Origin of the sequence: Serratia sp. HRI (assembly GCF_010119335.3) — a bacterium.
Classification (GTDB): domain Bacteria; phylum Pseudomonadota; class Gammaproteobacteria; order Enterobacterales; family Enterobacteriaceae; genus Serratia; species Serratia nevei.
In genome coordinates this window covers 4,978,791-4,989,637 of sequence record NZ_CP083690.1, presented here as the reverse complement: position 1 = coordinate 4,989,637, position 10,847 = coordinate 4,978,791, and the positions used below count along the sequence as shown (strand labels likewise).

The following is a 10,847-nucleotide window of genomic DNA, read 5'->3' as shown; positions in this document are numbered from 1 at the left end:
CATCAAGGCGGTATCTCTTGTTATCAGCTGGCGCGGGCCGACGTCCGTCGGCGGAAGCATAAGCGTAACATTACTGAGATATTCAGTTTACGGCAAGGCGGCGAGAATGGGCAGACGGCAGGGGAATTATCGGAATAGCGCCGCCGCTGGCAATCGGCGGCGGCGGGGTCAGGCTCAGCGGCGGTTGCGCACCAGCTGGTAACGACGGGTCAGATACTCTACCGGCGCACTCCAGATATGCACCAGGCGGCAGAACGGGAACAGCACGAACAGCGTCATGCCCAGCACCATGTGTAGCTTGAAGATCAGCGCCACGCCTTCCAGGTGCGCAGAGGCGCCGGCGTGGAAGGTCACCACCGCCTGCGCCCAGGCCACCAGCTTCATCATTTCGCTGCCGTCCATATGCTGGGCGGAGAACGGAATGGTCAGCAGACCGAGGCACACCTGCACCACCAGCAACGTCAGGATCATGATGTCGGCGAAGCTGCTGGTGGCGCGCACCCGCGGATTGGTCAACCGGCGCTTCAGCAACAGCGCGCCGCCGATCAGCGTCATCAGGCCGCAGGCGCCGCCGGCGATCATCGCCAGCTTCTGCTTCACGTCGATCGGCAGGAAGGCCTCATACATCCAGTGCGGCGTCAGCATGCCGAGGAAGTGGCCCGCGAAGATGCCGATAATGCCGATGTGAAACAGGTTGGACGCCAGCCGCATGCCCTTTTTATCCAGCATCTGGCTGGAGCCGGCGCGCCAGCTGTACTGCCCGTAGTCGTAACGCAACCAGCTGCCGATCAGGAATACCGCGCCGGCCAGATAAGGGTAGATATCGAAGAAGAACTGATTCAAAAATTGCATGATTAGCGTCCTTTGGTTCCGGTTAACGCATCCGTCAGGTCCAGATACTGTGGTGCCACCGCGCCGGCGAAGCGCCGCTGGTGCGCCGTCTGCTGGGCGGAGGCGCAGCCCTGTTCGCCGAGAAACTTGACCTGCTCCTCTTCCCACACCGCATCCAACGCCTGCGGCGTATCGTCGCGCGCCTCTTGCGCCACCTGAGGCTCCAGCGCCTGTGCCTGCACCTCGCTGCCGGACAACGCCAGCAGCAGATCGAACAGCACCGCATACGGGCTTTCGCGCTGTTGCAGGCGCGCGCCCAGCAGCGCCAGGATCGGCGCGATGTCCTGCAGCCCTTCCCGCGCCTGCGCCGCGCTGCGGCTGGCCAGATACTCCAGATACAGCGGCAGGAAATCCGGCAGTTCGCGGCTGTCGATCTCCAGCCCGGCGGCGCGGTACTGCGCCATCAGGTCAACCATCGCCTGGCCGCGATCGCGCGACTCGCCGTGCACGTGCTCAAACAGCAGCAGTGAGGTGGCGCGGCCGCGATCGAACAGCTCGCAATAGTCGGCCTGCACGTCCAGTAGCGGGCGGGCGCACAGGCGGCGGATAAACAGAATCAGCTGCGCGCTGTGGTGCAGATCCAGCTCGCTGGCCGGCTCCAGCGCTTCGATGAGCGCCTGCTGATGGTCAAACAGGACCTGCTCCGGGTAATCCAGCAGGCGGGCGATCACTTTCAGGCTGATCATGAGGCGTCCTCCGGCCGTGCGGTTTTCGCGGTCACGTCGATGGCGTCGATACGGCGGCTGTTGAACAGGTTGAACTTGCCGTCGCTGCCGTGGCAGCCGTCGCCGAAGCTGAAACCGCAGCCTTTGCTTTCCGGGAAGGCTTCACGCGCCAGCTCGCGGTGGCTCGACGGCACCACGAAGCGATCTTCATAGTTGGCGATCGCCAGGTAGCGGTACATCTCCTGCGCCTGAGCTTCGCTCAGGCCAACCTGTTCCAACGCGCTGGTGTCCACCACGCCGTCGACGGTTTCCGCCCGCTTGTAGTGGCGCATCGCCAGCATGCGCTTCAGCGCCAGCAGCACCGGTTCGGTATCGCCGGCGGTCAGCAGGTTCGCCAGATACTGCACCGGAATGCGCAGGCTCTCGACGTCCGGCAGCACGCCGCTGTGCGCCAGCTCGCCGGCGTCGGCGGCGGACTGAATCGGCGACAACGGCGGCACGTACCACACCATCGGCAGCGTGCGGTATTCCGGGTGCAGCGGCAGCGCCAGCTTCCAGTCCATCGCCATTTTGTACACCGGCGACTGCTGGGCAGCTTCAATGACGCCCTGCGGCACGCCGTCCGCCAGCGCCTGAGCAATCACCTTCGGATCATGCGGATCGAGGAAGATATCGAGCTGGCTCTGGTACAGATCCTTGTCGTTCTCCACCGCCGCCGCCTGCTCGATGCGGTCGGCATCGTACAGCAGCACGCCGAGGTAGCGAATGCGGCCGACGCAGGTCTCCGAACACACCGTCGGCTGCCCGGCTTCGATGCGCGGGTAGCAGAAGATGCACTTCTCGGACTTGCCGCTCTTCCAGTTGAAGTAGATTTTCTTGTACGGACAGCCGGTCAGGCACATGCGCCAGCCGCGGCACTTGTCCTGGTCGATCAGCACAATGCCGTCTTCGCCGCGCTTGTAGATCGCCCCGCTCGGGCAGGTGGCGACGCAGGCCGGGTTGAGGCAGTGTTCGCACAGGCGCGGCAGGTACATCATGAAGGTGTTTTCGAACTGGCCGTACATCGCCTTCTGCAGGTTGTCGAAATTCTTGTCCTGCGAGCGTTTTTCGAATTCCCCGCCGAGGATCTCCTCCCAGTTCGGGCCGCTTTCGATCTTGTTCATGCGCCGGCCGGTGATCAGCGAGCGCGGGCGGGCCACCGGCTGGTGCTTGCCCTGTTTGGCGGTATGCAGATGCTGGTAGTCGTAATCGAACGGCTCGTAGTAGTCATCCAGCGCCGGCACGTCCGGGTTGGCGAAGATTTTCGCCAGCACGCCGACGCGGTTGCCCATGCGCGGCTCCAGCTTGCCGTTGATTTTACGTATCCAGCCGCCCTTCCATTTTTCCTGATCTTCCCAGGCGTGCGGATACCCGACGCCGGGCTTGCTTTCCACGTTATTGAACCAGGCGTATTCCATACCTTCACGGCTGGTCCAGACGTTTTTGCAGGTGACCGAACAGGTGTGGCAACCGATGCACTTGTCCAGATTCAGCACCATGCCGACTTGCGAACGAATTTTCATTTACTGTTCTCCTGCTGACTGCCCTGCGCGTAGTCGTTGCCTTCGTCGTCCAACCAATCAATGCGGTTCATCTTGCGCACCACCACGAACTCGTCGCGGTTGGAGCCGACGGTGCCGTAGTAGTTGAAGCCGTAGGCCAGCTGCGCATAGCCGCCGATCATGTGGGTCGGCTTCGGACAGGCGCGGGTCACCGAGTTGTGGATGCCGCCACGCTGGCTGGTGATCTCCGAGCCCGGCAGGTTCACGATGCGCTCCTGCGCGTGGTACATCATGGTCATGCCGGCCGGGATACGCTGGCTGACCACCGCGCGCGCCGTCAGCGCGCCGTTGGCGTTGAAGGCCTCGATCCAGTCGTTGTCCGCGATGCCCAGATCTTTGGCGTCGTCTTCGCTCAGCCAGACGATCGGGCCGCCGCGCGACAGCGTCAGCATCAACAGGTTGTCGCTGTAGGTGGAGTGAATGCCCCACTTCTGGTGCGGCGTCAGGAAGTTCAGCGCCTTCTCCTTGTTGCCGTTCGGCTTGCTGTTGAGCAGCGGCTGCGCGGCGCGGGTGTCGATCGGCGGCCGGTATACCAGCAGGCTTTCACCGAAGGCGCGCATCCACTCGTGGTCCTGATACAGCTGTTGACGACCGCTGATAGTGCGCCACGGGATCAGCTCGTGCACGTTGGTGTAACAGGCGTTGTAGGAAACGTGTTCGTCTTCCAGACCGGACCAGGTCGGGCTGGAGATGATTTTGCGCGGCTGTGCCTGAATGTCGCGGAAGCGAATTTTCTCGTCTTCCTTGTTCAGCGCCAGATGCCGGTGATCGCGGCCGGTGACATTGCTCAGGGCCTCCCAGGCTTTTACCGCCACCTGGCCGTTGGTTTCCGGCGCCAGCGACAGGATCACTTCCGCCGCGTCTATTGCGCTCTCAATCTTCGGCCGCCCCGCCGCCGGGCCGTCGGCCTTGACGTAGTTAAGCTGCTTGAGGAAGTCGACCTCGGTTTGGGTGTTCCAGCTGATGCCCTTGCCGCCGTTGCCCAGTTTGTCCAGCAGCGGCCCCAGCGAGGTGAAGCGCTCGTAGGTGGCTGGGTAATCGCGTTCCACCGCGATGATGTGCGGCGCAGTTTTGCCCGGGATCAGATCGCACTCGCCTTTCTTCCAGTCCTGCACGCCGTAAGGCTGCGCCAGTTCGGCGGCGGAATCGTGCTGGATAGGCAGGGTCACCACGTCGGTTTCCTGGCCCAGATGGCCGACGCACACCTCGGAGAAGGCCTTGGCGATGCCCTTGTAGATCTCCCAGTCGCTCTTCGAATCCCAGGCCGGATCGACCGCCGCCGACAGCGGATGGATGAACGGGTGCATGTCGGAGGTGTTCATGTCGTCTTTTTCGTACCAGGTGGCGGTCGGCAGCACCACGTCGGAGTACAGGCAGGTACTCGACATGCGGAAATCGAGCGTTACCACCAGATCCAGCTTGCCTTCGCCGCCCTGCTCGCGCCATTCCACTTCCTGCGGCATCACGCCGCCCTGCTGGCCGAGATCTTTCCCCTGAATGCCGTTTTCGGTGCCCAACAGGTATTTGAGCATGTACTCATGGCCCTTGCCGGAGGAGCCCAGCAGGTTGGAGCGCCAGACGAACAGGTTGCGCGGGAAGTTCTGCGGATTGTCCGGCTGCTCGGCGGCGAAGCCCAGCGTGCCGTTCTTCAGGCTGTCGACGGTGAACTCGACCGGCGACTGACCGGCCGCGCGGGCCTGCTCCGCCAGGCGCAGCGGGTTGGTGCCCAGCTGCGGCGCCGAAGGCAGCCAGCCCATGCGCTCGGCGCGCACGTTGAAGTCGATCAGGCTGCCACCGAAGCGCGACTTGTCCGCCAGCGGCGACAGCAGCTCGTCGGTGCCGACGGTTTCATAGCGCCATTGGCTGGAATGGTTGTAGAAGAACGAGGTGCTGTTCATGTGGCGCGGCGGGCGCTGCCAGTCGAGGCCGAACGCCAGCGGCAGCCAGCCGGTTTGCGGCCGCAGTTTTTCCTGGCCGACGTAGTGCGCCCAGCCGCCGCCGCTCTGGCCGACGCAACCGCAGAAGATCAGCATATTGATCAGGCCGCGGTAGGTCATGTCCATGTGGTACCAGTGGTTGACGCCGGCGCCGACGATGATCATCGAACGGCCGTGGGTCTTCTCGGCGTTTTCCGCGAACTCGCGGGCAATGCGAATGATGTTGTGACGCGACACGCCGGTGATCTGCTCGGCCCAGGCCGGGCTGTAGGCCTTGACCTCGTCATAGTCGGCGGCGCAGTTGGCGTCGCCCAGCCCGCGCTCGAGGCCGTAGTTGGCAAGCTGCAGGTCGTACACGCTGGTCACCAGCGCTTCGCTGCCGTCCGCCAGCTGCAGGCGTTTCACCGGCAGCTTGTGCAGCAGGATCTCGTCCAGCGCCACGCTGTTGAAATGCTCGCTGTCGGCGCCGCCGAAGTACGGGAAGCCCACCTCGGCAACGTCGTCATGCATGCCCAACAGGCTGAGCTGCAGCTCGACTTCCTGTTGCGACTTGCCCTCGCGCTGTTCCAGGTTCCACTTGCCCTTCTCGCCCCAGCGGAAGCCGATGGAGCCCTGCGGCGCCACCAGATCGCCGCTGCGGCTGTCGATAGCGACGGTTTTCCACTCGGGGTTGTTTTCCTGGCCCAGCCCGTCCACCAGATCGGCGGCGCGCAGCAGGCGGCCGGCGGCGTAATGGCCGCCTTCACGCGCTTCCAGCAGCACCAGCATCGGCATATCGGTATAGCGGCGCACGTAGTCGCGGAAGTAGCCGACTTCGCGATCGAGATGGAACTCTTTCAGCATCACGTGGCCCATCGCCAGCGCCATCGCGCTGTCGGTGCCCTGCTTCGGATTCAGCCAGTGGTCGCACAGCTTGGCGACTTCGGCATAGTCCGGCGTCACCGCCACGGTTTTGGTGCCCTTGTAACGCACTTCGGTAAAGAAGTGGGCGTCCGGGGTGCGCGTCTGCGGCACGTTGGAGCCCCAGGCGATAATGTAGGAGGAGTTGTACCAGTCGGCGGATTCCGGCACGTCGGTCTGCTCGCCCCAGGTCATCGGCGAGGCCGGCGGCAGATCGCAATACCAGTCGTAGAAGCTCAGGCAGGCACCGCCGATCAGCGACAGGTAGCGGGCGCCGGCGGCGTAGGACACCATCGACATCGCCGGGATCGGCGAGAAGCCGATGATACGGTCCGGGCCGAAGGTTTTGGCGGTATAGACGTTGGCGGCGGCGATCAGTTCATTGACCTCCTGCCAGCTGGAGCGGACGAAGCCGCCGCGGCCGCGCGCCACCTTGTAGCTTTTGGCTTTTTCCGCATCGCCGACGATAGAGCCCCAGGCCGCGACCGGATCGCTGTGCTGCGCTTTCGCCTCGCGCCACAGCTTGAGCAGACGCTTGCGCATCAGCGGGTATTTCAGCCGGTTGGCGCTGTACAGGTACCAGGAGTAGCTGGCGCCGCGCGGGCAGCCGCGCGGTTCATGGTTGGGCAGATCGGGCCGGGTGCGCGGGTAGTCGGTTTGCTGAGTTTCCCAGGTCACCAGGCCATTCTTCACGTAGATCTTCCAACTGCAGGAACCGGTACAGTTCACGCCGTGGGTGGAACGCACCACTTTGTCGTGCTGCCAACGGCTGCGATAGCCGTCTTCCCAGTCGCGGTTGGTGTTCAAGGTCTGGCCGTGATCGCCAGAAAAAGGCTCCGCCAACTGCTTGAAATAGCGGAAACGGTCTAAAAATTTGCTCATCCGGAATGCTCCTGAAGGCTCTTGTCGTTATAAGAAGACATGCTCAATCTGCCGCCAGCCTACTGACGGCCAACCGACGGCAAATTGATTGCGATCAAGAGAAAGCGGGAGGCGACGCGCGTATCGGGTGAGAAATACCACCAAAGTATAGGTGCGGGATGTGATGTTAATAGATTGAATTTAAATGAATAAAAGAGGCTGTCATGACAAAGACTGGCGGAAGGGAGGCAAGGCGGGGTATTTGGGGGTAGGACGCGGGAGAACCCTCCCGCGTGACGTTCACTCAACGCATTCAGCGCTGGAGCCACAGCGTCGCGGTGCCCACGGCGGGCAACGCCAGCGTGATCTCCGCCCCCCCATCCTGCTGCCGCCAGCCCGCCGGAAGGCGCAATCGGGTGCTTCCCTCTCGATAGTAAGGATTGGCTACCAGCAGCAAGGCGCGATCGCCCAGAATAAACATCCGCGCCGGCATTTGCGGATCGCTTCCCGCCAGCGGCGTCGATTTTCCCGTCAGCAGATAAGGGGTGAAAGCGGCGATTTGCTGCGATACGGCAGCCACACCGCGCCAGGTGGCGTCAAACTCCCGTTGGTCGAAGCGGCCGGTTTTACGCTTGTAAAACAGATCGGTATAGGAATAAAACAACAGCCCCTTGGCACCGCCGATCAGCGCCTGCCAGGCCTGATTGCGGATTTCCGCCTCTGACGGCGGATGTGGCTTACGGCGGGCGTCATAAGCGGCGTGATCCATGATTTGCATCACCACCCAGGCCCCGCGCGATTGGCGGGCGGCCTGCACCGTGAGTGCGGTATAACGCGTGGTGCGCGTCAGATCGCTATCGTTCCCCACCGGGTAAGGGTCGGTCGCCAAAATGTCGCTGCTGTTGAAGTGTGCGTCCAACTCCCCGGTTTTGTTCAACACCTGGAAGGTGGGATGATCGCCGTCAAGCTGCTTTATTTGCAGGTTTTTTTCCTCGATCTTATCGAGATATTCCGGCCCCAGCTCATCGTTGATGTACCAGGCGAGCAGGTTGGGCTGAGAGCGCAAGCGCTGCACGTACCAGGCCGTCAGCGCCGCGTAGTCACCACCGCGCGCGGGCGGCGCGAAGCGGCTGCCGCGGTACTGATCTTTGACGGAGTAAATAACCAACAGCCCGCGCTGGCGTGCGTTGCGGAAAAAGGCATAAGGATCTTTCTTCTCCCCATAATCATAATTCAGCACCGTGTTGAATCCCGCCGATGCGATGCGCGCCAAATGCTCATCGGTAGCCACGTTGGCGTAAATACCCAACGGGAAAAGCCGTTGACCATCGCGCAGGGTAAAGCCTTCGCTGTCGATCGCCACTTTGGCCGCAGGCTGCCCTACGCGAAAAGACAGCTCGCTGTCCTGTGCCGGCTGGGATTGCTGCCCGGTGACCCGCTGGCGCAGGCGGTATTCCCCCTGGGCCAGGCCGGTCGGCAGTGGGTATTCGATACGGCGCTGCCCTTCAACCTGATAACGGTCGCGGCTACTGTGAACAACCTGCCCCTCGGCATTGAGCAATTCGCTGTTGACCTGCAAACGCTGCGGCTGCGGAGTGACCAACAGCGTGTCGACCTTCCCCTGCGCCGACGCGCCGAGCTGATACAGCGCCGGCGTAGACGCTCGAGCACACGCATAGGCGTCGTCAAACCAGGCGGTACCGGTGCTCCCCTTGCGCAGATAGACGCCAAAAGTGACTCGCGCCGCCTGCGGCGGCACGGTATAGCTGGCGCTCACCTGCCGCCAGCCGCTGTCGCCGGTCACCCCTGCCGGATAGCTGCCTTCCAGAAAGCGCCCCTGCGCATCGAAGCTCTGCAGATAAACCCCGGCGCCGCCGTCGCGGCTTTGCCCGCGTACGCCATGGGTCTTGAGCCAGACGCCGAAATCGATCGTCTGCCCGGGCGCAACCCGCAGCATCTGACTGAAGGTGCGGTACTGCGCGGCATCTGCATTGTCATAACGCAGACTGCCACGGCCGCTGTGCGCATCGCCGTCGGCCTGTGCGCCCTGCGCACGCCAGCCGCTGAGCCCCTCCTCAAAGCCGGGGTTGGCCAACAGATTGGGTTGGCAGCTCTGCGCCAGAGCCGAGGCGCTCCACCAGGCGCAACAGCCCAGAGCCGCCATCTGATACATCCCCTTCATGGTCATTTCCTTTTCACCACGGCGTTGAACAGGTAAGTGGCGAACAGATAGCAGGATTTCTGGTAAGACAGCCCCAAATGCTGACGGTAAATCCGCCATTGCCAGTCCGCGGCGCGGATTTTGTTGCCCGACAGCGAGTGGGTAGACAATCGGTAACAGGCCAGCGGTTCGGGAATGCAGTAGGCCAGCCCGTTACGCGCCTTCTGCAGCACCGCCAGCCACATCAAATAGTCCTCATGACCCACTTTTTGCTGATACACCTTACCGATGCGCTTCTGGTTGTAAATCCCGGTGAGATTGCCGATCCAGTTGCTTTTCAACATGTCCTGATAGCCAATAAGTTCATCCGCACCACGGGTGTTTTTGATCAACTTCAGGTCGTCTTCGAAGGTGTAATAATGGGAACACACCACGTCGTAGCGGCGGGTTTGCAAAATGCTCGCCTGGCGCGACAGCTTGTTGGGGAGCCATACGTCATCACTGTCGCAGAAGGCGATATAGTCGCCTTTCGCCGCCTCAATGCCGATGTTGCGCGTTTCCGCCACGCCCTGGTTATGCTCATTGCGTATGTAGGTGAGGCGATCGTGGATAAACGGCCGCACCACCTCGGCAGTGTCGTCGGTGGACGCATCATCGATCACATACAGGTGATAATCGGTAAATCGCTGATTCAGCACGCCTAGAATCGACTCTTTAATAGAGTTCGCCGCATTGTAGGCCGGCATTATCACGGATATCTTTTCCATTCTGTCCTCACTCGGTGAGCTGTTGCCACTCGGGATAAATACGTTCGGGAGAAAAACGACGGGACTTCTCTAACGCGGCGAGAGAAAAGTGCTCACGCAAACCCGGATCGAGCATCAGTTTGATCACCCCTTCGCTGAAGGCGGCGGCGTCGTCATCGGGCACCAGATAGCCGTTGACGCCATCATCTATCAACTCGGCCGGGCCGGTCTTGCAGTCGTAGGCCACCAGCGGCAGGCCGAAACTCATGGCTTCGATCAGCACCATCGGCAACCCTTCATAGCGAGAAGTCATCAGATACAGGCTGGCTTGGCGATAATAGGCCGCCACGTCGGCGGTGGCCGGCAGCAGGCTCACCTGCCGCTCCAACCCGGCGTCTTCAATCTGCCGCCGCAATGCGTCGCGCTCCGGACCGTCGCCAATAATCAGCAGCCGCCAATCCGGCGCCTGCGCCGCCACTCCTCGCCACAACGCGATCAGACGATCGAAGCCTTTCTGATTGCTCAATCGCCCCACCGCCAGCGCCACCTTTTTCTGCAGCGTCGGCGTCGGCGCCTGCGTGCCGAACGGTGAAACGTTCTCGATCACCCGACATTTCCCGGCCCCCACCCAGCGAGCGATGGCATCGCTATCTTGCCGCGTCAGGAAAATCACGCGGTCACCCAGCCGGTAAACCAGCAACTTCAACCACTTAAATACGCGCGGATACTGGTGAAAGCTGACGTGTTCACTCAACAGCAGCCGGCTGCGGGCACAGAACAAACGCAGAAAAGGCGTCACCACCACCGACAGTTTCCCCATGGAAACGGTAATGATCACGTCCGCACGTTCACGCCGCAGGGCCATCGCCAGCCGCCATGGCCAGAACAGCGAATCGCCGTCGCCGCAGCGCAGCCGGACGTCGTTCGCCAGCGGAAAGAAGCTCCGCTCGCCAAACAGCGAAAACAGCGCCACCTCGTAGCCCGGCAGACGCGCCAGCGCATTGGCCAAACCGCTGGCGACCCGTTCAGTTCCACCCTTGCCCGCTATATTTTCGATAACGATGATTACCTTGCGTGGTTGCATA

The 10,847-nt window shown here is 62.1% G+C and carries 7 protein-coding genes; all 7 read right to left on the bottom strand.

Features of this window, described 5'->3' with window-relative positions; genetic code table 11:
• Nucleotides 1–174: 174 nt before the first annotated feature.
• A complete protein-coding gene (gene narI, locus GF111_RS23830) occupies nt 175–852 on the bottom strand; it encodes a respiratory nitrate reductase subunit gamma (RefSeq protein ID WP_019452883.1) in 678 nt (225 codons plus the stop codon).
• Nucleotides 853–854: 2 nt separating this feature from the next.
• The gene (gene narJ / locus GF111_RS23825; RefSeq protein WP_038876990.1) at nt 855–1,577 is read right to left on the bottom strand and encodes a nitrate reductase molybdenum cofactor assembly chaperone; all 723 of its coding nucleotides are present in this window, start codon (nt 1,575–1,577) and stop codon (nt 855–857) included.
• The gene (gene narH / locus GF111_RS23820) at nt 1,574–3,118 is read right to left on the bottom strand and encodes a nitrate reductase subunit beta (protein ID WP_047730502.1); all 1,545 of its coding nucleotides are present in this window, start codon (nt 3,116–3,118) and stop codon (nt 1,574–1,576) included. Before narH ends, narJ begins: the two co-directional genes overlap by 4 nt.
• Entirely contained in the window at nt 3,115–6,876 is a 3,762-nt protein-coding gene (locus GF111_RS23815; RefSeq protein ID WP_060433279.1) for a nitrate reductase subunit alpha, read from the bottom strand. Before GF111_RS23815 ends, narH begins: the two co-directional genes overlap by 4 nt.
• A gap of 292 nt (nt 6,877–7,168) precedes the next feature.
• Nucleotides 7,169–9,028: a carbohydrate binding domain-containing protein gene (locus GF111_RS23810; protein WP_053059911.1), complete on the bottom strand. Its 1,860-nt coding sequence runs from the start codon at nt 9,026–9,028 to the stop codon at nt 7,169–7,171.
• An 11-nt stretch (nt 9,029–9,039) separates the two neighbouring features.
• Nucleotides 9,040–9,783, bottom strand: a complete 744-nt coding sequence (locus GF111_RS23805; RefSeq protein ID WP_038876984.1) for a glycosyltransferase family 2 protein — start codon at nt 9,781–9,783, stop codon at nt 9,040–9,042.
• Nucleotides 9,784–9,790: 7 nt separating this feature from the next.
• A complete protein-coding gene (locus tag GF111_RS23800; protein WP_147191347.1) occupies nt 9,791–10,846 on the bottom strand; it encodes a glycosyltransferase family 4 protein in 1,056 nt (351 codons plus the stop codon).
• Between the last annotated feature and the right edge of the window lies 1 nt (nt 10,847).